Below are 23,577 nucleotides of genomic sequence, written 5' to 3' on the forward strand. Positions count from 1 at the left end.
GTACCCCTCACCGGCGCCTGCGCGGCCGCGAGTACCGGCTGACAAGATCATTGAGCGCCAGAGTGGTGACGATGATGGAAACGGCCCCCGCTGCGAGACCGACGTAGAGGCCGCCGAGCATCGCCAGGGGGGAGTCGGCGTCGGTCAGGTAGGCGTGGGCGGTGGCAGCACCGACCACCCAGGAGGCGGCGACGACGACCAGCGCGAGGATGGACGGCAAGGCGCCGAGATGGTTCTTGATCCATCGGAACGGCCGTGCTGTTTCGATCCCCAGGAGTGCCATGCTCCAAGTCTCCGGCGGTAAGGTCACGGTGCAGTCGACGGTACGTCTCGACTTGGCCACAGTTCGCGCCAGGACGGCCTTCCGGGTATTTCCTCTCCTCGGTCAGCCGATAACGTCCGAGGTGGGGGATGAAGCAGTGCAGGTTCTTGCCAGGGATCCCTCGTCGTCCAATCAACCTCTGCATCAGGAGCGCCACGCCATGGTCAAGCCGCCCTCTGTCCTCGCCCTCATGGCCGCCGCTGCACTCCTCGCAGGTTGCGCAGGCTCGCCCGCCGACCAGCCTGCGGCCCAGCCCGCCTCGACCGCCTCGGCCACGGCCTCCCCGACGCCGTCTCCGGTTGCGTCTGTCACCGCATCCAGCGAGGCAGGGCCGGCGCCGACGCAGGAGGACGCCGCGCCAGTAGAGACACCGCCCGCGGTCATCGAGACGCCGGTCGAACCACCGGCCCCCGAGCCCGTCGTCGAAGCACCAGCCCCCGCGCCGATCGTCGTCGGGACTGCTACCACCTGGGAAGCCGCGCCCCGGATCACCGTCACCCAGGGCTCGACGTTCGTCCTCACGGGGACCGGTTACCAGCCCGGCCAGAACATCTCCATGTTCATGGGGATCTACCAGACCGACATGACAGAGATCGATGAGCAATCCATGATCGCCGACGCCTCGGGTAGCTTCAGCTTCACGATCACGCTCGCTCCGGACGTCACGCCGACGACCTACGGGGTCTCCACCCTGGTCCGGGACGGCATGCGGCCCGAGGACATCGAGGCGAGCAAGCAGCACGCACTCGTCGACGTCCTCCCCGCCTAGGCGAGAGGGCGCGGCTCCCGATCGGCGACACGATGATCCATCCCATCCTCTCGCGCCGGCTTCTTGCCAGTCCCTACCGCGACCCTGTTCACGACGGTGCGGCCGACCCGGTCCTCGTGTCCGATCCAGTGACAGGGGGCTGGTCCATGTTCTACACGCAGCGCCGTGCGGCGGAGATCGGGCTCGACGGCGTGGCCTGGGTGCACGAGTCCGAGATCGGTGTCGCCCGGTCGAACGACGGAGGGTCGACGTGGACGTACCAGGGCGTCGTCGAGGGACTCGACGCACCGGGCCTGGCGCAGCCCGTCACCCGGTGGGCGCCCGACGTCGTCCGGATCGGTGACCGATGGGTCATGTTCCTGACAGTGCTCGGAGGTAGGAGGACGGATTGGACCGGTCCGGCGAGGATCGCCCAGTACACCAGCGCCGATCTCCACGTGTGGGACTTCCAGGGCTATCTCGACCTCGATTCCGAACGGGTCATCGACGCTGCCGTGGCCCGGTGCGGTGATGGCCTGTACCGCCTCTGGTACAAGGACGAGGCGCGGGGATCACGCACCTACGCCGCGGTGACAGCCACCCCACTCCTGGCGTCCACCTGGCGTGTCGAAGGTCTGGTGATCGGCGGCAGGCCGCACGAGGGTCCCAAGGTCTTCGCGCTCGGCCGGTGGTACTGGATGGTCACCGACGAGTGGCGGGGCCTGGCCGTCCACCGGTCGAGGGATGGTGCAGGCGGATGGGAACGGCAGAAGCGCGATGACGGGCTGATCCTCACCGCACCGGAGACCTTCGAGGGTCGCCCTGTCGCGGCCCGGCATGCCGACGTAGTCATCCAGGAGAACCGCGCTGCCATCGTGTACTTCACCCATCCGCAGTGGCCCGGTACGGACCTGGGAGACATGGAAGGCGAGGGTGCCGGCATGGCACATCGCAGGAGTCATGTCCGGGCCGCCTGGTTCGAGGTCGACCTCGCCGGCGACCTCGTGCCCAGCAGCGCGGGTCGCTGATCACCGACCCTCCAGACGACGGAGTGTCACATCGTGGAGCCGGTCCCGTTGGCGGCTCGACCGCCGCGTGACGCCACCTGCAGCGCTACCGCGACCGCTCGTCCTTCGTCGATGCGCTCCTGGAGGCGGACCACCTTCTTCACCGGCAGCACGTAGCCGCCGTCGCGGGGGAGCAGTGAGGTCTCCCATCCGGTTCCTCCGATGCGCACCGATACCGGAATCACTCCCCAGCCGTAGGTCGCCCGCCCGGCCTCGATGCGAACGTACTCGCACACCTCCTCGGGCACCGTGAGCCAGTAGAACGGGGCGGGGCCACGCCACTCGAACAATTCCGCGGTGAAGGTCTGCTCCATACGGGCCAGAGTCCCGGGCCCGCGCCGAAGCGTCAACCCTCGTTCCTACCCGATTCTCCAGCCGACCCCTGGCCTTCCATGCGGGATGAGAACTTGCGGCGCGCCCACGGCGTATGTGGTTATGGTGGAAGTAATCGGTGAGGGGGAATCAGGCATGGCCTGCGATGGGTGCACGACTTCTTCGAAGCTCGACTTCGATTTCAGCATGGCCTTCCAGCCCATCTATGACGCGATCGACGACCGCGTCTGGGGCTACGAAGCGCTGGTCAGGGGACTGTCGGGCGAGGGCGCCCCTGAGGTCCTGTCGAAGATCTCGCCGGAGCAGATGTACCGGTTCGACCAGGACTGCCGCGTCAAAGCCATCGAGTTGGCCTCGCGCCTCTTTCCTGCCGGCGAGGACCTGAAGCTGTCGATCAACTTCATGCCCAACGCGGTCTACGAGCCGGCCGCATGCCTCCGGGCGACGCTCCGGGCTGCCCGGCAATTCGATTTCCCGACGTCGGCCATCATGTTCGAATTCACGGAGAACGAGGAAGTGTCGGACACGGCCCATCTCACGAACATCATCACCGAATATCGCAAGCACGACTTCACCACCGCCATCGATGACTTCGGTGCCGGTCATGCGGGTCTGGGGCTCCTCGTCGAGTTCCAGCCGGACCTCGTCAAGATCGATATGAAGCTCATCCGGGGAATCGACACCAGCCCGGCTCGCCGGGCCGTCGTCGCCGGCATCGTGAGCATCAGCGAGGCTCTCGGCATCACGCTCCTCGCGGAAGGCATCGAGACCGAGGCGGAGTTCCTGGTCCTGAAAGCGGCCGGCATCCGCCTGTTCCAGGGGTATTGGTTCGCGAGGCCGGCCTTCGAGGAACTCCCGCAGATCCATCGCTGGTCCGCTCCTGGCGTTCCCGCTGTCGCGTAACTCCATGGAACGGGTTCAAGGCATCGGAGGGCTTTTCTTCCGCTCTGAGGATCCAGGGGCGCTGTCCCGCTGGTACGCCGAGCATCTGGGCATCGATCCACCGCCGGCGTCCTATAACACCTCGTCATGGCGGCAGAACGGGGGAGCGACGGTCTTCTCCGGTCTGTCGGCGGACTCCGGGCACATCCCGGCCGGGAAATCGTGGGCTGTCACGTTCCGCGTTGCCGACCTCGCCGCCATGGTCCGGCAGCTCGAAGCAGCAGGAATCACCGTGGACCGTGACGATGAGGCCTACCCCAACGGACTGTTCGCTTCGCTCCTGGACCCCGAAGGGAACAGTATCCAGCTGTGGCAACCAGCAGGAGCAGACTCCTGAGCCCACCCGGCCCGCCGGAACCCGTCGGGCGTGCCGGCATCAAAGCAGGGTGATCGTGGCACGGACATCCTCACCCCGGCACTCATCGAGCACACACGAGGTTGCGGCACGCCTCCTCGTGTTCCCGGCAGGGCCCGTCGTCGTGTTCTCCGGGGTCGGGGCTCAGCCGGCCTTCGACGCAGGATAGACGACGACGTCCACCGAGTCCCCGCGGTGGTGGAACCGGATGATACTCCCGTCCGGGAGGCTTGCGCCGGTGTCGTCCCGCGACAGGTGCAGAGTGCCGATGTCCGCGAAGAGACCGACCCCGGGCGGGACGCAGTTGGCGCCGTCGACCATGGGACCCGAGCGGTCGATGATCATGAAGCACTGCAGACCTTGCCTGTCCACGGCGAACCACGGTTCGACTCCTCGATACGGTTCATAGCCGCGGATGCTCGAACGGTCGACGTCGGCTCCCAGGAAGTCCAGCATCGAGAACACCACCTCGTCTCCTCCGCCGGCGCTTTGATGCAGGACGGCATCGGGGCGGGGCCCGAGGAACCACCCCACGATGTACGCGAGGGCGAAGAGGACCGCCAGGGTGCCGGCTACGAACCAACTGCGGCGGGCCCGTGTGGCGGTGGCTCGATGCCAGCGGTGCTGCCATCGCGACCGTGGCGGGCATTCGGCGGGCTCCACCCCGGGCGACCTGCCGGCGGCTTCGTCCGACTCCTCGGCTTCGGGGGCGGCCGGGGGCGGGTCGGCCACCGGCGCACCTTCGGTGGTGGCGCCGGATGCGGGGGTCGGAGTGCGGGCCCTGCCGGACCGGCTCGCGGTGCGTGCCGCTTCGAGTTCCGTCAGCCGTGCCAGTGCAGCGGGATCGGCCTGGATATCGGGATGCGGACCGTAGGCCCTCCTGCGCAGCGCGTCCAGTTCGGCTGCAGGATCCGACACGGGCGAGGATCCGTCCATCAGCCGGCCTCCGGCATGAGGTGGACGTAGGCATCCACTGCGTCGCCGTGAAGAATGAACCGGATGATGCCGACGCCGGGCAGCCCTTCGAATCCTTCGAACCCGTCGCCGGACGACGAGACGTCCATGACGAGGTCTGCCGGAGACGGAGCGCAGCGCGCTTCCGACATGCTGCCACTGGCTTCGTGCATGGCCACGAGACAGGGCGAGTCGTACGCGTTCACGCCGGACCAGATCGTGAGACCGCGGAAGGAACCGTGCGCGCGGAGGGTCGTGGTGTCGATCGCGAACATGGGTCCCTCCATCGCCACCAGCGTGCGGACCCGGTCGCCGGCTGCGGCTCCGGTGGGGAGCAGGGTGGCATCGGGGCGCGGCGCTTGTCCGAGGAGTGTTGTCGCGACGGCTCCGCCCGCCACGACCAGCGCGCCGGCTGTCCACGCGAGGCGACTGCGCCGCGTTGCCATCATGCGGTGCACGAACGACCGCGGCAGGTCGTCCCTCCCTGCCGGCCGGGACGACGCGACCCCTTCCGGACCGTTCGACTGCCGAGCCACCTGTCGTCCAGCTGAGGCAGTGGAGGCGGGAGCAGCCGTCGGCTCACCAGCCGCGCCGGTCACGCTTCCCGTCGTGGTGGCGACACGTCGACGCTCGAGGTCAGCGCGGTGCGCAGCCTCGAGTTCATGCAACCTCGCGAGGGCCGGCGGGTCGATCCCGATGTCGGGGTCCGGCCCGTACGCCCTCGTACGCAGTTCATCGAACTCGCGGTCGGCGTCCGAAGGATGCGCGATGCCTTCCACAGCTGAAAGGTACACCTGGAGGTCGAGGCGAGTCCACGGGTGCTTCCACGTGGGTCGACGTCATGGCCGGTCCGCGTGCGGGGGGAGCTTCCGGGCGATGCGCAGGAGCGCGACGGTGAGGGCTCCCGCAACAGGGGTCCAGAGCAGCCGCTCGATCACGGACCGCGAGGCGAGATTCATCAGGGTGCCGACCCCAATCAGGCACGCAGCGCCCGTGAGGATCCGGCGCTTCGTCGTCGTGCCGGGTCCTCGGTCCGTCGTGACCAGGGCGAGCCCGAGGTAGGCCAGGGACGAGACCGCGCTGGCCACCCGGAACCTGGCAGGCAAGGTGCCCGGGGTGTAACCGCCGTAGGCGGCCGCGCCCCATGGCGCTCCGGCGGCCAGGGCGGCCTGGAATGCCGCGACGACGGCGAGGAGGGCGGTCGCGAGCCCGACGGGCCCGTGGTGCGCAGCCGAAGGGGGAGGCGTTCTGAGGGTCATGCTCGGAGCCTAGCGCGGATTGCAGGGCTCCACCCGGGATGCGGTCGGGTACATCGCGGTCCGGCTGCGCCGGGGGAAGCGCCTGCCGGGATGATCACCACTGCTGGCCGGAAAATCCTGCTACTCCCTCTTGCTATGTACTGGTAGTCAGTGTTACTTTGTACCGGTATCAAGTAACACTGAGTAGCGAGAGGAGAGTCATGGGCAGGCAGGCGACAGAGATGCTCAAGGGCACCCTCGAGGGCATCGTCCTCGCACTTCTCGCCGGAAGGGCTGCGTACGGGTACGAGATCACGACGTGGCTGCGTGAGCAGGGCTTCTCGGACATCGCGGAGGGCACCATCTACGCGCTTCTCGTGCGGGTGGAGCAACGGGGGCTCGTGGACGTGGAGAAGGTCCCGTCCGAGAAGGGCCCCCCGCGCAAGGTGTACTCGCTCAACGCGCAGGGGCAGGAATACCTCAACGAGTTCTGGAGGACATGGAGCTTCCTCTCGGAACGGCTCGAACAGCTCCGACAAGGAGGGGTGTGACCATGTGGATCGAGAAGATCGTCGGGGATCTCGGCGACAAGAAGAGGTACAGGGAGTACAAGGAGCGCATCCGGCAGTTGCCGGAGGGCTACCGCCAGGCCGCTGCGGCGCTCGAGCGGTACCTCATGAACCTCGGCCCGAGTGACGACGGCAAGAGCCTCATCGCCATGCTCAACGATCTCGCCGACCTGCTCGAGCAGAGCGTCGCCGCAGGAACGCCCATCCGGGACGTCGTCGGTGCGGACCCTGCCGAGTTCGCCGAGGAGTTCATGCAGAACTATGGCGGTGGAAGCTGGATCCGCAAGGAGCGCAACCGCCTCGCCTCCGCGATCGACGACGCCGAAAGGGACGAGCGGCGATGAGCGCCGTGGCGTCCCCCATCCGGGTGTCGGGACTGGAGAAGTCCTACAAGGATCTCCACGTGCTCCGCGGCATCGACTTCGACGTCGCCGGCGGCAGCATCTTCGCGTTGCTGGGGTCCAACGGTGCCGGCAAGACGACTGTCGTGAAGATCCTCTCGACCCTGCTCTCCGCGGATGCCGGCACGGCGTCGGTCAGCGGGTTCGACGTCGCTGCGCAGCCGGCGCAGGTGCGTGGATCGATCAGCCTCACGGGTCAGTTCGCGGCTGTCGACGAGGTGCTCAGTGGACGCGAGAACCTCGTGCTCATCGCACGGCTGCGGCACCTCAGCGACCCGGGCGGCATCGCCGATGACCTGCTGCGCCGCTTCTCGCTGACGGACGCGGGAGGGCGGAAGGTCTCGACCTACTCGGGTGGGATGCGCCGTCGCCTCGACATCGCGATGAGCCTGATCGGGCACCCGCCCGTCATCTTCCTCGACGAGCCGACCACAGGGCTCGATCCCGAGGCGCGCATCGAGGTGTGGCAGGCGGTGAAGGAACTCGCCGTGCAGGGCACCACGATCCTGCTCACCACCCAGTACCTCGAGGAGGCCGAGCACCTCGCCGACCGCATCGCCGTCCTCCATCAGGGCCATATCATCGCGAACGGCACCCTGGCGGAACTCAAGCAGCTCCTTCCACCCGCCCAGGTCGAGTACATCGAGAAGCAACCGACCCTCGAGGACGTCTTCCTCGCGATCATCGGCGTCGACACCGCGACGGACACCCCGTCCGGACCCACCCGGAAGGACTCCCGGTGACCACCCACCTCCTCGGCGACACCGCCGTGCTGACAGGGCGATCCCTGCGCCACATCACGCGCAGTGCGGACACGATCGTCACGACGGCGGTCATGCCCGTCGCCATCATGCTTCTCTTCGTCTTCGTGCTCGGTGGTGCGATCGATACCGGCTCGTCCTCCTACGTGAACTACCTGCTGCCCGGCGTCCTGCTCATCACGGTCGCCTCGGGCGTCGCGTACACCTCCTACCGGCTCTTCCTCGACCTGCAGAGCGGTATCTTCGAGCGCTTCCAGTCCATGCCCGTCGCCCGGTCCAGCATGCTCTGGGCGCATGTCCTGACATCACTGGTCGCCAATCTGGTCTCCCTCGTGATCGTCGTCCTCGCCGCCGTCGCCATGGGTTTCCGCTCGGGCGCAGGGATTGCGGCCTGGCTCGCCGTCGCCGGCATGCTGGTGCTGTTCACACTCGCCCTGACCTGGATCGCGGTGATCGCCGGACTCTCGGCGAAGTCGGTGGACGGCGCCGCAGCGTTCTCCTACCCGCTGATCTTCCTGCCGTTCATCAGCTCCGCCTTCGCGCCCACCGAGTCCATGCCGGGTCCGGTGCGCTGGTTCGCGGAGCACCAGCCCGTCACCTCCATCGTCGAGACGATCCGGAACCTGTTCGCGCAGCAGCCGGTCGGCAGCGACATCTGGACAGCGCTCGCCTGGTGCGTCGGGGGCCTGGTGGCTGCCTACGCCGTCGCCATCATGACCTATCGGCGCAGGACCGGCTAGGCAGGGCCGTGAGCGCGCGGTCCGGCAGGAGGGAAGCCTGCGCGGCTGGGGCCTTCGTCAGACCCACATCTCGATCTGTACCTGCCCGGCCAGCCGCCTGAGTACCTGCACATCGTCATCGGTGAAGATCCGCGGCTGGTCATCCATCAGGCACAGCGTGCCGATACGCCAGCCGTCCACGGTGCAGACGGGGTGACCGGCGTAGAAGCGGACTCCGGGCGCGCCGGTGACGAGGGGGTGATCGCGCCACTCAGGATGCACGCGTGCATCCGCGATGACCAGCGTGCGGTCCTGTTCGATGGTCGTCGCACAGAGCGAGAGGTCCCGCGGAAGATCCTGGCCCAACGGTCCGACGACGGATTTGATGATCTGCGAATCGCCGGTGATCAGGGCGATGGAGGCCGAGCTGACACCGAAATGGTCCCGCGCCTGCCGGGTGATCCGATCGAAGCGGTCCTCCGCACCACCCTCCAGCAAGCCGGACTCGTGCAAGGCCTGCAGGCGTCGGAACTCGGTCTCGTCGGCGTCGGATCCACCTCCGATGCCACCTGCAGCAGCCACTGCATCGAACGAGGAACCGCTGCCGAAGGTAGCGCTGGTGCTGTGATCCCCGGCGGGTGGGGCGTTGAAGTCGTACCCGTCGGGGGAGAGGTCGAGGGGGCGGAGGTAGTCGCCGTAGCCGGAGAAGGAGGCGGCCTCCTCGTTGCTGTAGTGCGCACCATCGGCCGTGGATCCCTCGCTGTCCAGGCATTCGTTGACGGCCTGGGCGAGCAGGTCGCGCTGCTCCACCTCGAGCATCACCAGGCCGGAGAGGTAGCCCCGGACCTCGAGCTGGTCGGAGTCCCCGGCCCGGTCGACATACGTCCGGAAGACGTCAGGGAGGTTCAGGCCGGCGGCCCGCACCGTCTGGATGGCGCTCCACTGCTGAAGGTACCCATCCAGCATGCCCGTCCTCCGTCCACTGATCCGTTCGGCCATCGCAGGTCGACCCCGGACGGGTCGACCTCGCCCACCAAGACTATGCTCATCGGCGTCGCCCGCGCCTGTACTCGACAGCCGATGGCAGAGTGCCGCCGACCAGGACTAGGGTGCAAGCCTGACATCCTCGCCCCGGAGGTTCGCGCGGAAGCCGTCGGTCTGGACGGTGACCCCCTCCAGCACGAGGCCAACGGGCAGGCCGTCGATATCGTGCTCGATGGTCACGAACCGCCTGACGACGGCGGCGGTGGCATCGGAGAGGAAACCCGGGCCACCGATGTCGATCGAGCGCGGCTCCAGCACGAGCCTGCCGGCCTGGACGTCGACGGTGCCGGTCGCCGTGACGCGCACCTCGCGCCCCAGGGCGTTCACGGTGCGGACCACCGTGGCCTGGCCGCCTCCGGCAGCGCGGACCACGGAATCGTCGCCGAGCTCGTCTGCCACGACTTCGAACGGCACGGTCGCGTCCACGACCAGCCGCGCGGCCACCGACCGGTCCGGCCCCACGACCACGTCCTGCCCGACGGCCCGGACATCGCGGAGCGTCGAGTCCGGGGTCACGACCGTCCCGGCCTCCAGCACGAGGTCGGCGAACCACGTCTCGTCCTCGAGCAGGGTGGCGGGGGGTGCTGCCGTCGTCGACGGGTCCTCAGCTCCCGCCGACGCTGTCGGCGCAGGTCCCGGCCCGCCTGCGTCCGCCGGTTCGCTCAGCCCCCACCAGAGGATCACGAGCGCGACCCCCAGGACGAGTGCCATCCCCGTAGCACCGATCAGCCAATCCCTTGCACGCGTCCAGTCCATAGGGACAGTCTGATGGCTGGTGGGCCCGGAAGGGGTGGATCCTGTCACCCTGCATCCTGCGGCGGACCCAGCACTCGAGACGGGAAGGGGAAATTCCGCGAGGAACACGAACGGTGGTGATTAGATGAACAGTGTCGAGGGGCCAGGATCCCGGGCGGGAGGAGGAACAGCCGTGGAACGAAGCGTCGTCGTCGCCAATCCGCGCGGCGTACATGCCATGCTCGCAGTCCGTATCGCCGCCATCGCCGACAGCTTCAGCGGGAGGGTGTTCCTCCGTCTCGCGTCCGACCCGGACTACTCGGTCGATGCATCGCAGGTCACGTCGGTCCTCAGCCTCGGTGCCGGTACCGAGGAAGTCGTGACCATCACCTGCGAGGGGCCGGGTGCCGAGAAGACAGTGGCCGCCCTGGTCGCCGTACTCACGGATGTCGACTGACGGCATCGGGACGGAGTGCCCGAGAGGACCGGCCAGGGTGTGCAGGTGGGTGGTTCTCCGGTCGTCGTGAGTTCGAGCGCGACGTCGCGGGCGAGGTCGGTGCGGTGACGGTGCCGTGCAGGCACAATGGGGGATACAACCGGACACCCGTGGCGACGGCGGATCGAGAGATCGGATCCGACGGCGCGGCCGTGTCCACCGACCGAGGTTCAAGAAGGACTGTGTACAGATGTCAGCAGAGGATCGTCATCAACTCGCCGTCGCAGCGGCGGACAAGGAAGCAGCGGCGTTCGAACTGGACCATGCTGAGCTGAACCTCAAGGAGGCCATCGTCGTCGCTCTCGAGCACGGCGAGGCCCCGGAGGTCATCGCGGAGGTGGTGGACCTCGATCCGGAGGAGATTATCGAGCTGAAGGAATCCGTCGACCAGCCGCCCCTGCTCAGCCTCGACGACATCACGCCGGCGGTTCCGCCGGCAAGCGTCCCGAGCGCCGGCTGACAGCTCCCGGTCCAACGGGTCCTGCTGCGACATCCCGGCAGGACGTGCTGGACCTGTCGCGCAGTGCCAGGAGGGGGGTCAGGGGTTCGGGGCGGTGTTCCCGGTGTGCGGGACCACCGGGGCAGGGTTCGAGGCCCGTTCGAGGATGAGCTGGGCCAGGGTGTGGACCTTGACGTTCTGATTGTTCGAGGAGCTCCGCAGGATCCGGAATGCCTCCTCCTGGCTGCAGCGGTTCTGGGCCATGATGATTCCCACAGCGACATCGATGGCAGAACGGGTCTCCGTGGCTGCGACCATGTGCGCGGTCTGGTCCCTGGCGTCGTCGACCTTCACGATCAGGCTCAATGCGGCACCGGCCGAGGTCGCGAAGGCTTCGGCGGCCCGCTGCCGCTCGGGCGTGAACACCGCGCGTTCGGCGCCGTAGAAGTTGATGCTCGCCGCACCCTCACTCCTGCCGTCGTCCGTGCCGTCGTTCCTGGCACGCAGGGGAAGAGGCATCCCCATCATCGAGAGATAGCCGTGATCGGCGACCGCTCGCAGGTATCCGCGCCACCGCTGGTCGGCATCGGTGTCATCCACGACGGTGGTGGTTCCGGTGTTCAGGGCGGTGAGGCAGGGCCCGTCGCCGGCGTCGTACTGCAGTTCGTCCAGGACGCCGACCTCGGGGATGCTGCTCACCAGCGTCACCATGCGCCGGCGGTTCCGGTAGGTGATGCCCGAGACCACGTCGGCAGGAGCCATGATCGTGGCCGAGAGCCGGACCACGGCGTCGAGGAACTCCTGCACACTCTGGTGCGCGAGCATCAGGTCGTAGATGTCGCTGGTGTAGTCCTGAGGGTCGGTGGTCCCGGCCATGCGTGTCGAACTCCTGTGAGAACAGTGCCGGCCCTGCGGTAGGGCGCGGCATTACCGATGGGTCGATGTCCGCCGAGGCAGGCATCCTGACCGAGGAGGAGAATGCCACCTCCGCACGAGCATCCCTGTATCCACGGCATGGAGACGGACGTCTCCGGGTCTTCCTGCTGCGTTCCTCCAGTCTCATGGACCACCCTCGCCACAACCCGGAACGAATCCTCAGTTTTCGATCAAGTCGGGTTCCGCACGCTCGTCCGCGGTGAGGGCTCCAGGGCTACGAGCGCCCTGCAGTACGGGGCAGCAGTGCGGCATAGGAAGGACTGTCCCGCACGAACGCGCACGACCTGGCTGCCGGGAGGAGAAGGAGGGGAGCGGAGTCCGGGGCCGATCAGGGGGATGTGCTGCGGGTGCCGGGCAGGACGGGGTTTCGGGTGGTCGAGATGATGTCCTCGGCGATCCGGCCCGCGGGGACCTGACGTGCGCACGCCGCGCTGAGCAGCAGGGCATGGGCCTGGTGCACGGTGCAGTGCTGGTTGCCCATGATGATGCCCGTCGCGATCTGCACGGGTCGGGGAAGGGGCAGAGCCTGCTCGGGGCACAGGGTGGCGTGGATCAGCCGGGCCCAGTCATCGACCAGATGCCTCGCGCGTGCTGCAGGTGCGTCGTCGGATCCGGAATCCGGAGCGGTGCGGTGGGGGATCTGGTGGTGCGGTTCTACGTCGTCGTTCATGCTGCACTGCCCCTATCGGGGATCGTGCTCTGCCATGGATGCGGTTGCTACGGCACCGTCAAGAAGAAACCAGGAGTACGGCCTATGTCTGGACCGCGTACCCCTCACACTACGCTCCGCCGTCAAGACGGCCGTGGCGCCGACGTGTCCGGAGGCGCTCAATAACTGGACGGGGAGTCGTCCTCCGGCGCCGGAAGATAGGCGGTGGCGAGGGCTTCGGAGCCGCGGGCGAGGAGGGAGACGTCGGCGCCGACGAGGACGAAGGATGCCCCGGATTCCAGGTAGTGCCGGGCGGTGGTCGGGGTGAACGCGTTGACGCCGGCCGGTTTCCCGGCCAGCGCTGCAGCGTGCAGGCAGTTCCCGACGGCGGTGCGGACCTGCGCGTGTTCCTGCTGGCCGAGCAGTACCATGGATGCGGCGAGATCGGAGGGCCCGAGGAAGATGGCGTCGACGCCGTCGACGGCGAGGATGTCCTCCACCGCCTCGACGGCGGCCGTGGATTCGATCTGGACCGTGACGCTGACGGTCCCGCCGGCCGTGGCCAGGTAGTCGGGGATCCTGTTCCAGCGGGCGGCGCGGGCCAGTGCGGAGCCGACGCCGCGGACGCCCTCGGGCGGGTAGCGGGTGGCGGCGACGGCGGCCCGCGCGTCTGCCACGGTGTTCACCATGGGGATCAGCAGATTCTGCACGCCGAGGTCGAGGTACTGCTTGATGAGCACGGTGTCGTTGACCGGAGGACGGACGAGTACCTGCACCGGGTACCCGGAGACGGCCTGCAGCTGGGCGAGGATCGATTCGAGGCCGTTCGGGCTGTGCTCGGCGTCGACGAGCAGCCAGTCGAGCCCGGACCCGGCACAGATCTCGGCGACCAAGGGGCTGCCCGAACACACCCACATCCCGGCCAGCGGGCGGTCTGCAGCAACCAGTGCCTCGGCGAAGGTGGGTCCTAGACGAAGCGGCATGTCACGGCTCCCAGTGCTCCGTAGTCGGCGTGGACGGTGTCCCCCCGGTCCACCCACATGGGTCGGGTGAAGGATCCGGCGAGGATGATGTCGCCGGCCTTCAGGCCGTCCCCGTGGGCGGCGATCTTGTTGGCGAGCCAGTGCACGCCGGCGGCCGGATGGTCCAGGACCCCGGCGGCGACCCCGGTCTCCTCGACGACCTGGTTCTTGTAGAGGATGGCGGATACCCAGCGCAGGTCGACGGCGTCGGGCCGCACCGGGCGCCCGCCGACGACCATGGCGCCCATGGCCGCGTTGTCGGAGATGGTGTCCACGATGGTCCGGCCCTCCATCTCGATCCTCGAGTCGAGGATCTCCAGCGCAGGCACCACATGGTCGGTCGCATTCAGGACGTCGAAGATGGTGCAGCCCGGTCCGCTGAGGTCGTCCTTGAGCACGAAGGCCAGCTCGACCTCGACCCGGGGGTGTGTGTACCGGTCCCACTCCACGGAGCACCCCGTCTCGAGGACCATGTCGTCGAAGATCGCCCCGTAGTCGGGTTCGGTGATGCCCGTCGCGGCCTGCATGGCCCTGCTCGTGAGCCCGATCTTCCGGCCCACGAGCGTACGTCCGGCGTCCTCGTTGCGCTGCCGCCACAACCGCTGCACGGCGTAGGAGTCCTCCACCGTCATCCCCGGGTAGCGCGCCGTCAGCAGCGGGACGGGAACCCGGCTCCGGCCGGCCTCCAGCAGCTCATCGGCGATGGCCTCGATCGTCGCGTCGTCCAGCATGGCTACAGCTGGGCGCCGAGTTTGAAGCCCTCGGCCTCGGCGCCGTCCTTGCGGGTGTAGGAGAAGCCGTCGGCGCCGACGGTGACCGCCATCTCGCTGCGCTCGTCGCGCTCGGTGACGGGCTGCGGGTTTCCGTCGAGGTCCAGGACGAGGGACGCCTCCGAGTACCAGGACGGCACGACGGCGTTGCCCCACCAGTCGCGGCGCTGGTTGTCGTGCACGTCCCAGGTGATCGTCGGGTTGTCCGGGTCCCCGGTGTAGTAGTCCTGGCAGTAGATCTCGATGCGGTGATCGTCCGGGTCGAGGATGTAGAGGTAGAAGGCGTTGGAGACGCCGTGCCGTCCGGGGCCGCGCTCGATGCGGTCGCTGATCCGCAGGGCGCCCATCTTGTCGCAGATCTGGATGATGTTGTGCTTCTCGTGGGTGGCGAACGCGACGTGGTGCATGCGCGGTCCGTTGCCGCCGGTCAGCGCGGTGTCGTGCACCGTCTGCTTGCGGTGCATCCACACCGCGTAGGTCACGCCGTCGGAGTCCTGGATGTCTTCCGAGACGCGGAAGCCGAGGTCCTCGAGGTACGCCCGGCCGCGTGGCACGTCGGGGGTGACCTGGTTGAAGTGGTCCAAACGGACCAGTTCGCCCGCGGAGTAGAGGTCGTAGCGCTGGGTGAGGCGCTCGACGTGCTCGACGTCGTAGAAGAACTCGTAGGGGAAGCCCAGCGGGTCCTCGACCCGCACGGAGTCCCCGACGCCCTTCGTGAAGCCGTCCGCACGGCGTTCGGTGCGGCAGCCCAGTTCCCTGTAGTAGGCCTCGGCGGCGTCGACCTCGGCCGGTGACTTCACGCGGTAGGCGAAAGCGGCGACGGCGGCGATAGGTCCCTTGCGGAGCACCAGGTTGTGGTGGATGAACTCCTCGAGGGACCGCAGGTAGATCGCGTTCTCATCTTCCTCGGTGACGTGCAGGCCGAGGACGTCGACATAGAACGCGCGGGAGCGGGCGAGGTCGGTGACCACGATCTCCATGTAGGCGCAGCGCACGATGTCCGGAGCGGGAACCGAGGGCGTGGGTACGGGATTCGTCATGGGATTCTCTCTTCGTCGAGCGAACGGGGTGGGGGCTCAGCCTTCGTCGGCGGCGGCGGCGTCGATGCTGCCGAACCTGGGGGTGTGGACGGTACCGAGGGTGATGTGGACGGCCTGCTGGTCGGTGTAGAAGTCGATGGAGCGGTAGCCGCCCTCGTGCCCGAGACCCGAGGCCTTGACGCCGCCGAACGGGGTGCGGAGGTCGCGGACGTTGTGGCTGTTGAGCCACACCATGCCCGCTTCGACGTTCGAGGAGAAGGTGTGGGCGCGGGTGAGGTCCTTCGTCCAGATGTAGGCTGCGAGCCCGTACCGGGTGTTGTTCGCGAGTGCCAGGGCCTCGTCGTCGGTGTCGAAGGGGGTGATGGCCACCACGGGACCGAAAATCTCCTCCTGGAAGATCCGCGCGTCGGGGGCCACGTCCGCGAACACGGTGGGGGCGATGTAGTTGCCCTCCGGGAGGTGCTCAGGGCGTCCGCCGCCGGCGAGCAGCCGGCCCTCGGTCTTCCCGATCTCCACGTAGGAGGCCACCTTGTCGAAGTGCACGGGATGCACGAGGGCCCCGACCTCGGTCTTCGGGTCGTGGGGATCCCCGACGACGATGGCCTTCGCGCGCGCCGCGTACTTCTCGCAGAACGCGTCGTAGACCGGGCGTTCGACGAGGATCCGGGAGCCTGCGGTGCACCGTTCGCCGTTGAGGGAGAAGACCCCGAACAGGGCCGAGTCGATGGCGGCGTCGAGGTCCGCGTCGGCGAAGACGACGCAGGGTGACTTCCCGCCGAGCTCCATCGACAGGCCCTTGAGGTTCGCGGCGGCGTTCCGGAAGATCGTCTGGCCGGTGGTGGTCTCGCCGGTGAAGGAGATCAAGGGGACGTCCGGGTGCTTGACGAGGGCGTCGCCGGCTTCCTCGCCGAGCCCGTTGACGAGGTTGAACACGCCGTCGGGCAGGCCGGCGTCCCGAAAGATCTCCGCCCACAGGGAGGCGGAGAGGGGCGTGAACTCGGCGGGCTTGAGGACCACCGTGTTCCCGGTGGCGAGGGCGGGAGCGAGTTTCCAGGACTCCAGCATGAAGGGTGTGTTCCACGGGGTGATGAGCCCGGCGACGCCGATGGGCTTGCGGTTCACGTAGTTGATCTGGGAGCCGGGGACCTTCATGGCGTCGTCGAACTGGGCCACGATCAGGTCCGCGAAGAAGCGGAAGTTCTCCGCGGCGCGCAGCGCCTGGCCCTTGGCCTGGGTGATGGGCAGGCCCGTGTCGAAGGTCTCGAGTTCGGCGAGCCGGGACTCCTGGGCCTCGACGGCGTCGGCGATCCGGTTGAGGACCCGGGCACGTTCGCGGGGCTTCATGCGGGGCCATGGCCCGTTGGTGAAGGCCTCCCGTGCGGCCGCCACCGCGAGGTCGATGTCCTCCTTCTGCCCCGCCGCGGCCGTGGCGTAGGTGGTGTTGGACACCGGGTCGAGGACCTCGAAGGTCGCGCCGCCCACCGAATCGACGAAGCGTCCGTCGATGTAGTGCTGGATGGAGGTCGGCAGGTCCTCCGGCACGTAGTGTGTCGTGGCCGCGTCGATGGGGCTGGTCATGGCATTTCCTCACTGGTGTGTGCGCCGGTCTGCGCGAGATAGGCGTCGAGGGTGGCGCTGCGATGGAGTCTCGCCGCGCGTTCGATGGCGTCAGCCTCCGCTCCGCCCTCGATGAGCCGGAGGAGGGCGTCGTGTTCCTCGACCGACTCGTGGGCCCGGCCGGGGACGAACCGGAACGTGGAGGAGCGCAGCGACGCGAGGCGGTTCCAGCCGCGGTGGACGAGGTCCAGGATGTGCGGATTGGGACAGTTCTCGAACAGGACGGAGTGGAAGTCCTGGTTGAGCCGGGTGAAGCGCACGGGGTCGAAATGGTCGAGGCAGGCGCGCATCTCCTCGTTGACGGCGCGGGCCCGTGCGATGTCCGCCGGCCCGATGAGCGGCGAGGAGAGCGCGGTCGCGGCTCCCTCGACGATGCTCAGGGTCTGCATCGTGTAGAGGTACTCGGTGGGATCGATGCCCGCGACGGTCGCACCGACATTGCGCTCGAAGGTCACCAGTCCCTCGGCCTCGAGCCGCCGGATGGCCTCGCGCACCGGGACCACGCTCACCCCGAGGTCGTCGGCGATCTTCGCGAGCACCAGGCGGAAACCGGGGGAGTAGGTGCCGTCGACGATGCGGGCCTTGACCGCGGAGTACGCCTGTTCGGATTTGCTGCCGGAGGCCGTGCCCGTCCTGCTCATGCCCGCTTCCCCGCGTCCTGTTCCTCGAAGCGCGCCCGCCACTGCGCGTTCATCGGATAGAGGCCGTCCACGCCGTGACCCTGCCGGACCATCTCCGCGATGAAAGCCTCCTCGCGCTCCTGCTGCAGGGAGTCGTCCGCCAGGTCCTCGGCGAGCGCGGGAGGGATCACGAGGATGCCGTCCGCATCGGCGACGATGATGTCGCCGGGCTGCACGGTCGTGCCGCCGCAGGCGATGGTGATGTCGGTGTCCCACGGGATGTGCCGGCGCCCGAGGACGGCGGGATGCGGATTGGCGTAGTACGTCGGGATGTCCATGCCGGCGACGGTGGAGAAGTCGCGGACACCGCCGTCGGTGATGATGGCTGCGGCTCCACGGACCTGTGCCCGCAGGGCGAGGATGTCGCCGATGGTTCCCGTGCCGGTCTCGCCGCGTGCCTCCATGACGAGGATTTCGCCCTCGTTGACGGAGTCGATGGCACGCTTCTGGGCGTTGAACCCACCGCCGTGCGCCGCGAAGAGATCCTCGCGGTTCGGGACGTAGCGCAGCGTGCGGGCGAGACCGACGACGCGGCGGTCCGGCCGGGTCGACTGCAGGCCGTCGATGCTCACGTTGTTCAGCCCGCGCTTGCGCAGCTGCGAGGACAGGGTGGCGGTGGCCACGCTCCCGAGCTTGGCGCGGAGTCCGGCGCTCAGGACCGACGCCGGTTCCGGGAGGTCGGCGGCTTCCCGGGAGCCGTAGGCCTCCTCCCGCTGGACGTCGTCGGCCCTGGGGCCGGCGCCGAAGCCTGCGAGCGGCGTCGTGCCCTCCTCCACGCGGGTGGCCAGCCGGCCGGTCGAGAGGGTGCCGCCGGACGCCGAGACCTCGACCTCGAGCGTGTCGCCCGGCTGTGCGACCGAGGCGCCGGCCGGTGTGCCGGTGAGGATGATGTCCCCGGTCTCGAGGGTCAGGAGCTGCGACAGGTCGGCGACGAGGCGAGCGAAGGGGAAGAGGAGGTCCGCGGTGGTGTCGTCCTGCACGAGCTCCCCGTTGTGCCAGGTGCGGATGCGCAGGGCGGCAGGGTCGAGATCGCCGGCCGGGATCAGGCCCGGGCCCACGGGTGTGAAGCCGTCACCGCCCTTGGACCGGAGGTTCGAGCCCTTGTCCGCGTAGCGGAGGTCGTAGACCCCGAGGTCGTTGCTCGCCGTCACCCAGGCCACATGGTCCCAGGCCTGCTCGAGGGATACGCGGCGGGCGGGACGGCCGATGACCAGGGCGATCTCGCCCTCGAAACCGAGGAGTTCGCACCCGGCGGGGCGTTCCACCGCTGCACCGGACAGCGAGAGCGAGGAGGACGGCTTGAGGAAGTACGACGGCTGGTCGGGTGTACGACCGCGCTGCGCCGCCCTGCTGGGGTAGTTGATGTGCACGGCGATGACCTTGCGGGCTGCGGCCAGGACGCCGTCGTCTACCAGTTCCACCCGTGGCTCCTCATCGAGTACGAAATCGTATACGAAGATTAGGCAGGACGTGGCGGAAGCGTCAAGGGGAGTTGTTGGGCCCGCCATCGGGGGCTAGCATCGCTTCACGAAAGAAGAACCGCCCGTTCGATTATCGAACCGGCCGCTTGGCAACCATCACGACGAAGTGAGGACAGCCCGTGCAATTCCACCACCACGGTTACGTGTCGGGTGATCCCCGCGTCCAGCCTGCCGCCGGCACCGGGCTCGACCGGCCGGAGGAACTCCCCGACGAGGTCGACGTCCTCATCATCGGCACCGGCCCGGCAGGCATGATCACCGCCGCCCAGCTCTCCCAGTTCCCCGGCATCTCCACGCGGATCGTGGAGCGCCGGCCGGAGCGGTTGGCGATCGGGCAGGCCGACGGCATCCAGGCCCGCAGCGTCGAGACGTTCCAGGCCTTCGGGTTCGCCCAGCGCATCACGGAGGAGGCCTACCGGATCGTGGAGATGGCCTTCTGGAAGCCGGACCCCGAGGACGCCTCGCGCATCGTCCGTACGGCACGCCCCGAGGACGATCCTGCCGGGATCAGCGAATTCCCCCACCTCATCGTCAACCAGGCCCGCGTCCTCGACTACTTCGCCGAGGTCATGAAGAACGCGCCCACGCGCATGGTGCCCGACTACGGCTACGAGTTCGCGGACCTCGAGGTCGACGACGACGCCGAGTACCCCGTCCGGGTCACGCTCGTGCACACCGCGGGTGAGCACGAGGGCGCTGCGCGCACCGTCCGGGCCAGGTACGTCGTGGGGGCCGACGGCGCCCGCAGCAGGGTCCGCCAGGCGATCGGCTGCACCCTCGCAGGGGACCAGGCCAACCATGCATGGGGCGTCATGGACGCCCTTGCCGTCAGCGACTTCCCCGACATCCGCCGCAAGTGCGCCATCCAGTCCGGGGCGGGCGGCAGCATCCTCCTGATCCCGCGCGAGGGTGGACATCTGTTCCGGATGTACGTGGACCTCGGGGAGGTGGACCCGGCCGACAAGGGCGCGGTCCGCGCCACGACGGTGGAGCAGATCATCGCGAAGGCCAACCAGATCCTCAGCCCCTACACACTGGACGTGCGCGACGTCGCCTGGCACAGCGTCTACGAGGTGGGCCACCGCCTCACCGACCGGTTCGACGACGTCCTGCCGGAGGAGCTGGGAACCCGCACACCGCGTGTCTTCATCACCGGGGATGCGTGCCACACGCACAGCGCCAAGGCGGGCCAGGGCATGAACGTCTCCATGCAGGACGGCTTCAACCTCGGGTGGAAGCTCGGCCACGTGCTCGAAGGCCGCAGCCCCGAGGACCTGCTGGCGACGTACTCCGCGGAGCGGCAGGTCGTCGCGCAGGAGCTCATCGCGTTCGACAGGCAGTGGTCCACCCTCATGGCGAGGAAGCCGGAGGAGTTCGCCGACCCCTCCGAGCTGGAGGACTTCTACGTGCGGACCGCGGAGTTCCCCGCCGGCTTCATGACCCAGTACGCGCCGTCCATCCTCGTCGCGGAGCCCGCACACCAGGACCTCGCTGCCGGCTTCCCGATCGGCAAGCGCTTCAAATCGGCCCCGGTCGTCCGGGTCTGCGACGGCGTCCCCGTGCACCTGGGCCACCACGCCACGGAGGACGGCCGCTGGCGCATCTACGTCTTCGCCGACGGCGCGGAAGCGGGCACCGATTCCCTGGTGTCGGGATTCGCCGACTGGATCCGCACGGCTCCGGACTCGCCGCTCGCGGCCACCCCGCCGGGCGCGGATCCGGATGCGTGGTTCGACGTGAAGGTCGTCTACCAGCAGGACCACACCCGCGTGGACATCGGGCGCGTACCGTCGGGATTCAAGCCCGCCGTGGGACCCTTCGGACTCACCGACTACGAACGGGTGTACGCCGCCGACCCGCACGCGGACATCTTCGACCTGCGGGGGCTCGACCGCTCCGGCGTCGTCGTCGTGGTCCGCCCCGACCAGTACGTCGCGCACGTGCTGCCGCTGGCCGGCACCGCCGGCCTCGCGGAGTTCTTCGCCCCGCTGCTGGTGGCCCGCTCGGACCGGCGCGCAGGACGGGCGTTCGCCTGACATGCGTACGGCGGACGCGGAGCACGGAACCACGACGGCGGCCCCGCCGGCATCCCAGACGCTGTCACGGGGGATCCGGGCACTCGAGCTCCTGGCCGACGCGCCGGACGGACGGACGACGGCGGAAGTCGCCGGGGCACTCGGCGTCCACCGCTCCATCGCCTACCGGATCCTGAGGACGCTCGAGGAACACTCCCTGGTGGTCAGGGACGCGGGTGGACGGTTCCGGGCCGGCCCGGGACTCGCGAACCTGGCCCGGGGAGTCGCGCCCCGGCTGCAGACGGCCGCACTGCCGGAGCTCACGGCCGTCGCGGGCGAGCTGCAGATGACCGCGTTCATCGCCGTGTGGGACCGGCGCCACTGCGTCACGCTCGTGGCCGTGGAGCCGCCGCACGGCGAAGGCACCCTTGTCCAGCGCCCCGGCTCACGCCACCCCTTCGACGCGGGGGCGCCCGGCATCGCCATCCAGTCGGCGCTCACCGAGGCCTCCTGGGAGCGCCTGGCGCCGGGCGAACCGTACCGGGCGGAGTCGAGGACCGCCGCCACCGTCGGGTACGCCACGAGCCGGGACGAAGTCATCCCGGGTGTCAGCAGCGTCGCGGCCCCCATCCGGGTCCGCGGCCAGCTTCCCGCGGCGCTCGCCGTCGTCTTCCTGGCCGGCGACCGACCCCTCGAGGACATCGGTTCCCGCGTCGCTGCGGCGGCGAACGCCGTCGAGTCCGTCCTCTGATGCCCGCCCCCCTGACCTGATCTGCGAAGGAGCAGCCATGACCACCCTCCCACTCCGCGCGAGTGCAGCGGATCCTGCCACCCTCGACGTCGAGGAGACGTGGTCGCGCGACCACCTGGAGACCGTCCAGCTTCAACGGCTGAAGTCCACCCTCGCCCACGCGTACGCGAACGTGCCCCTGTACCGGCGGAAGTTCGACGACGCCGGCGTGCACCCGGACGACCTCCGCGAGTTGGCGGACCTCGCGGCCTTCCCCTTCACCACCAAGGAGGACCTGCGCAGCACGTACCCGTTCGGCATGTTCGCCGTGCCGCAGGAGCGCATCGCGCGCGTCCACGCGTCGTCGGGCACGACCGGCCGGCCGACGGTCGTCGGGTACACCGCCGGGGACCTGGACCGCTGGGCCTCGCTGGTGGCCCGCTCGCTGCGCGCCTCCGGTGTGAAGGCAGGCTGGAAGGTCCACAATGCCTACGGCTACGGGCTGTTCACCGGCGGGCTGGGCGCCCACGCAGGAGCCGAGCGGCTCGGCTGCACCGTCATCCCCATCTCCGGCGGGCAGACCGAGCGGCAGGTGCAACTCATCCGGGACTTCGAACCGGACGCGATCCTCGCCACGCCCACCTACCTCCTGACGATCCTCGACACGATGGCCGCCGCGGGCATCGACCCGCGCACGACGTCGCTGAAGACCGCGGTGCTCGGGGCCGAGCCGTGGACGGAGGGCATGCGCCAGGAACTCGAGGGACGCATGGGCTTCGACGCCTGTGACATCTACGGCCTGTCCGAGGTCATGGGCCCCGGCGTCGCCGGTGAATGCGTGGAGTCCAAGGACGGCTCGCACGTGTGGGAGGACCACTTCCGCCCCGAGATCATCGATCCGTTCACGGAGAAGGTGCTCGACGACGGTTCGGCGGGCGAGCTCGTCTTCACCTCCCTGACGAAGGAGGCGCTGCCGATCATCCGCTACCGCACCCACGACCTCACCCGCCTGCTGCCCGGCACCGCACGACCGGGGATGCGCCGGATGGAGCGCATCACGGGTCGGAGCGACGACATGGTGATCGTGCGTGGCGTGAACCTCTTCCCCACGCAGGTCGAAGAACTGGCCCTGGCCATCCCGGCCCTGAGCCCGCACTTCCAGCTCGAGCTCACGCGTCCCGAGGGCCAGCGGATGGACCAGCTGACCGTCAAGGTGGAACCACGTGAGGGCGTCAGTGCTGCCGACGCCACCGCGGCGGCGGAGGAGCTGCGGCACCGGATCAAGACGCACATCGGCTCCACGTGCGCCGTCGCCGTCGTCGAGCAGGGGTCCCTCGTGCGGTCCAGCGGGAAGCTCAGGCGGATCTACGATCTCCGGCCCCGCTGATCCCACCGGTTCCATGCGGGACCCCGACCGATGGTTTCCGGGGCCCCGGTACGTCTACAGGTGACGACGCCGGTCCGGGGCGTCCCGGCCGATGGGAGTGGACACCATGACGACGTTCGTACTGATC

28 protein-coding genes are annotated in these 23,577 nt (G+C 68.7%); 13 read left to right on the top strand and 15 right to left on the bottom strand.

Features of this window, described 5'->3' with window-relative positions:
• Positions 1–7: 7 nt before the first annotated feature.
• Entirely contained in the window at positions 8–283 is a 276-nt protein-coding gene (locus tag ACX80U_RS15270) for a hypothetical protein (RefSeq protein ID WP_459269041.1), read from the bottom strand.
• Positions 284–482: 199 nt separating this feature from the next.
• Between ACX80U_RS15270 and ACX80U_RS15275 the strand changes: the two genes are divergently transcribed.
• Both ACX80U_RS15275 and ACX80U_RS15280 read left to right on the top strand, forming a co-directional pair.
• Entirely contained in the window at positions 483–1,091 is a 609-nt protein-coding gene (locus tag ACX80U_RS15275) for a hypothetical protein (protein ID WP_459269042.1), read from the top strand.
• A 32-nt stretch (positions 1,092–1,123) separates the two neighbouring features.
• The gene (locus ACX80U_RS15280; RefSeq protein WP_459269043.1) at positions 1,124–2,098 is read left to right on the top strand and encodes a glycoside hydrolase family protein; all 975 of its coding nucleotides are present in this window, start codon (positions 1,124–1,126) and stop codon (positions 2,096–2,098) included.
• 26 nt (positions 2,099–2,124) lie between these two features.
• Here the strand turns inward: ACX80U_RS15280 and ACX80U_RS15285 are convergent, their stop codons facing one another.
• A complete protein-coding gene (locus ACX80U_RS15285) occupies positions 2,125–2,451 on the bottom strand; it encodes a DUF1905 domain-containing protein (protein ID WP_459269044.1) in 327 nt (108 codons plus the stop codon).
• A gap of 205 nt (positions 2,452–2,656) precedes the next feature.
• Between ACX80U_RS15285 and ACX80U_RS15290 the strand changes: the two genes are divergently transcribed.
• Positions 2,657–3,373, top strand: a complete 717-nt coding sequence (locus ACX80U_RS15290) for an EAL domain-containing protein (protein ID WP_459269045.1) — start codon at positions 2,657–2,659, stop codon at positions 3,371–3,373.
• Between the two features lie 4 nt (positions 3,374–3,377).
• Positions 3,378–3,749, top strand: coding sequence for a VOC family protein (locus ACX80U_RS15295; RefSeq protein ID WP_459269046.1), 372 nt, complete (start codon positions 3,378–3,380; stop codon positions 3,747–3,749).
• A 162-nt stretch (positions 3,750–3,911) separates the two neighbouring features.
• On the opposite strand, the gene ACX80U_RS15300 is transcribed toward ACX80U_RS15295, so the two are convergent.
• Genes ACX80U_RS15300 through ACX80U_RS15310 form a run of 3 tightly spaced genes read right to left on the bottom strand, consistent with a single transcriptional unit; the run spans position 3,912 to position 5,980 of the window.
• Positions 3,912–4,703: a hypothetical protein gene (locus ACX80U_RS15300; RefSeq protein WP_459269047.1), complete on the bottom strand. Its 792-nt coding sequence runs from the start codon at positions 4,701–4,703 to the stop codon at positions 3,912–3,914.
• Positions 4,703–5,500, bottom strand: coding sequence for a hypothetical protein (locus ACX80U_RS15305; RefSeq protein WP_459269048.1), 798 nt, complete (start codon positions 5,498–5,500; stop codon positions 4,703–4,705). The genes ACX80U_RS15300 and ACX80U_RS15305 overlap by 1 nt, the downstream gene beginning before the upstream one ends.
• 60 nt (positions 5,501–5,560) lie before the next feature.
• Positions 5,561–5,980 carry a hypothetical protein gene (locus ACX80U_RS15310; protein WP_459269049.1) on the bottom strand — a complete coding sequence of 140 codons (420 nt, stop codon included), beginning with the start codon at positions 5,978–5,980 and terminating at the stop codon, positions 5,561–5,563.
• A gap of 200 nt (positions 5,981–6,180) precedes the next feature.
• Here ACX80U_RS15310 and ACX80U_RS15315 point away from each other — a divergent pair, with 200 nt between their 5' ends.
• From ACX80U_RS15315 to ACX80U_RS15330, 4 genes are read left to right on the top strand one after another with little or no spacing between them, the layout of a single operon-like run.
• Positions 6,181–6,510 carry a PadR family transcriptional regulator gene (locus ACX80U_RS15315; RefSeq protein WP_208739312.1) on the top strand — a complete coding sequence of 110 codons (330 nt, stop codon included), beginning with the start codon at positions 6,181–6,183 and terminating at the stop codon, positions 6,508–6,510.
• A 2-nt stretch (positions 6,511–6,512) separates the two neighbouring features.
• Entirely contained in the window at positions 6,513–6,872 is a 360-nt protein-coding gene (locus ACX80U_RS15320) for a DUF1048 domain-containing protein (protein WP_208741789.1), read from the top strand.
• A complete protein-coding gene (locus ACX80U_RS15325; RefSeq protein WP_459269050.1) occupies positions 6,869–7,672 on the top strand; it encodes an ABC transporter ATP-binding protein in 804 nt (267 codons plus the stop codon). The genes ACX80U_RS15320 and ACX80U_RS15325 overlap by 4 nt, the downstream gene beginning before the upstream one ends.
• On the top strand, positions 7,669–8,430 hold the full coding sequence (locus tag ACX80U_RS15330) for an ABC transporter permease (RefSeq protein ID WP_459269051.1): 762 nt from the start codon (positions 7,669–7,671) through the stop codon (positions 8,428–8,430). The genes ACX80U_RS15325 and ACX80U_RS15330 overlap by 4 nt, the downstream gene beginning before the upstream one ends.
• Before the next feature lie 57 nt (positions 8,431–8,487).
• On the opposite strand, the gene ACX80U_RS15335 is transcribed toward ACX80U_RS15330, so the two are convergent.
• Positions 8,488–9,375 carry a GAF domain-containing protein gene (locus ACX80U_RS15335; RefSeq protein WP_459269052.1) on the bottom strand — a complete coding sequence of 296 codons (888 nt, stop codon included), beginning with the start codon at positions 9,373–9,375 and terminating at the stop codon, positions 8,488–8,490.
• Between the two features lie 138 nt (positions 9,376–9,513).
• Positions 9,514–10,209, bottom strand: coding sequence for an LmeA family phospholipid-binding protein (locus ACX80U_RS15340; protein WP_459269053.1), 696 nt, complete (start codon positions 10,207–10,209; stop codon positions 9,514–9,516).
• A gap of 172 nt (positions 10,210–10,381) precedes the next feature.
• Here ACX80U_RS15340 and ACX80U_RS15345 point away from each other — a divergent pair, with 172 nt between their 5' ends.
• Positions 10,382–10,645, top strand: coding sequence for an HPr family phosphocarrier protein (locus ACX80U_RS15345; RefSeq protein WP_459269054.1), 264 nt, complete (start codon positions 10,382–10,384; stop codon positions 10,643–10,645).
• Positions 10,646–10,874: 229 nt separating this feature from the next.
• The gene (locus ACX80U_RS15350; RefSeq protein ID WP_459269055.1) at positions 10,875–11,144 is read left to right on the top strand and encodes a hypothetical protein; all 270 of its coding nucleotides are present in this window, start codon (positions 10,875–10,877) and stop codon (positions 11,142–11,144) included.
• Positions 11,145–11,222: 78 nt separating this feature from the next.
• On the opposite strand, the gene ACX80U_RS15355 is transcribed toward ACX80U_RS15350, so the two are convergent.
• The 8 genes from ACX80U_RS15355 to ACX80U_RS15390 all read right to left on the bottom strand — a co-directional run bounded on the left by ACX80U_RS15355 (position 11,223) and on the right by ACX80U_RS15390 (position 19,258).
• A complete protein-coding gene (locus ACX80U_RS15355; protein WP_459269056.1) occupies positions 11,223–11,999 on the bottom strand; it encodes an ANTAR domain-containing protein in 777 nt (258 codons plus the stop codon).
• Between the two features lie 388 nt (positions 12,000–12,387).
• Positions 12,388–12,729 carry an ANTAR domain-containing protein gene (locus ACX80U_RS15360; RefSeq protein WP_208739304.1) on the bottom strand — a complete coding sequence of 114 codons (342 nt, stop codon included), beginning with the start codon at positions 12,727–12,729 and terminating at the stop codon, positions 12,388–12,390.
• 158 nt (positions 12,730–12,887) lie between these two features.
• Positions 12,888–13,691 carry an HpcH/HpaI aldolase family protein gene (locus ACX80U_RS15365; protein ID WP_459269057.1) on the bottom strand — a complete coding sequence of 268 codons (804 nt, stop codon included), beginning with the start codon at positions 13,689–13,691 and terminating at the stop codon, positions 12,888–12,890.
• Complete coding sequence (gene hpaH, locus ACX80U_RS15370) at positions 13,676–14,461, bottom strand: 2-oxo-hept-4-ene-1,7-dioate hydratase (protein WP_133081485.1); 786 nt, start codon at positions 14,459–14,461, stop codon at positions 13,676–13,678. The genes ACX80U_RS15365 and hpaH overlap by 16 nt, the downstream gene beginning before the upstream one ends.
• A gap of 2 nt (positions 14,462–14,463) precedes the next feature.
• Positions 14,464–15,540, bottom strand: a complete 1,077-nt coding sequence (hpaD, locus tag ACX80U_RS15375; protein WP_459269058.1) for a 3,4-dihydroxyphenylacetate 2,3-dioxygenase — start codon at positions 15,538–15,540, stop codon at positions 14,464–14,466.
• A gap of 36 nt (positions 15,541–15,576) precedes the next feature.
• Complete coding sequence (gene hpaE, locus ACX80U_RS15380) at positions 15,577–17,118, bottom strand: 5-carboxymethyl-2-hydroxymuconate semialdehyde dehydrogenase (RefSeq protein WP_459269059.1); 1,542 nt, start codon at positions 17,116–17,118, stop codon at positions 15,577–15,579.
• Entirely contained in the window at positions 17,115–17,798 is a 684-nt protein-coding gene (locus tag ACX80U_RS15385; RefSeq protein ID WP_133081482.1) for an FCD domain-containing protein, read from the bottom strand. The genes hpaE and ACX80U_RS15385 overlap by 4 nt, the downstream gene beginning before the upstream one ends.
• A complete protein-coding gene (locus tag ACX80U_RS15390) occupies positions 17,795–19,258 on the bottom strand; it encodes a fumarylacetoacetate hydrolase family protein (RefSeq protein ID WP_459269060.1) in 1,464 nt (487 codons plus the stop codon). The genes ACX80U_RS15385 and ACX80U_RS15390 overlap by 4 nt, the downstream gene beginning before the upstream one ends.
• 179 nt (positions 19,259–19,437) lie before the next feature.
• Here ACX80U_RS15390 and ACX80U_RS15395 point away from each other — a divergent pair, with 179 nt between their 5' ends.
• From ACX80U_RS15395 to paaK, 3 genes are read left to right on the top strand one after another with little or no spacing between them, the layout of a single operon-like run.
• Positions 19,438–21,354 carry an FAD-binding monooxygenase gene (locus ACX80U_RS15395; RefSeq protein ID WP_459269061.1) on the top strand — a complete coding sequence of 639 codons (1,917 nt, stop codon included), beginning with the start codon at positions 19,438–19,440 and terminating at the stop codon, positions 21,352–21,354.
• A 1-nt stretch (position 21,355) separates the two neighbouring features.
• Positions 21,356–22,084, top strand: a complete 729-nt coding sequence (locus ACX80U_RS15400) for an IclR family transcriptional regulator (RefSeq protein WP_208739298.1) — start codon at positions 21,356–21,358, stop codon at positions 22,082–22,084.
• A gap of 37 nt (positions 22,085–22,121) precedes the next feature.
• Positions 22,122–23,450, top strand: a complete 1,329-nt coding sequence (gene paaK / locus ACX80U_RS15405) for a phenylacetate--CoA ligase PaaK (protein WP_459269062.1) — start codon at positions 22,122–22,124, stop codon at positions 23,448–23,450.
• Positions 23,451–23,577: the final 127 nt, after the last annotated feature.

It is taken from the genome of Arthrobacter sp. TmT3-37, from assembly GCF_054510835.1.